Here is a 591-nt window from a genome sequence, read left to right as displayed (position 1 = left end):
TCTTTAATTATTTTTTTAGTTTCTAAAATAAATTCATTTTTGTTATTATTGATAAATTTTTTAATTATTTTTTCACAATTATTTTTTGACAAAATGATTGATGAATTTCAAGTAGATTCATTATAATTATAAATTTTTTCAATAATATTATTTTGATTTTCATTATCAAAAATATTATTATTAAATTCTAAAATTTTATTATTTAAATTTAATTTAATTATTATTTTTTCTAGATTACTTTTTAACCAAAAAGTATTATATTTTTCTTTTTCTAAAAATAAAATTTGTGCAATTTTTTTTAATTCTGAAATTGTAGGAATATTAGAATTTAAAAAATAATTATTTTTAGTAATATAAATTCTTATTTGATTTGTAAATAACTCTTCAAAATCTTCATATTTTGTATACAAAATATTTTTTAATAATGTTTTGGCAAATTCATTGTCTAAAATAATAATAATATCATTTTTCTGATATTTAATTGTTATTTTTTTATTTTCATTTTTAATTATTTTTTCAACATAATTTATTAATTTTTCTGAATAATTTTCTTCAAAATATTGTTTTATTTCATTATCATTTTTTTCTCAT

Annotated in this window: 1 pseudogene; it reads right to left on the bottom strand. The window is 12.4% G+C overall.

The annotated features are described in order from the left end of the window. Nucleotides 1-591: pseudogene (locus M0D11_RS06400) on the bottom strand (hypothetical protein); the annotation flags it as partial.

The organism is Spiroplasma endosymbiont of Lariophagus distinguendus, assembly GCF_023846195.1.
Classification (GTDB): Bacteria; Bacillota_I; Bacilli_A; order Mycoplasmatales; family VBWQ01; genus Spiroplasma_E.
This window is presented reverse-complemented; position numbering and strand designations above follow the sequence as displayed.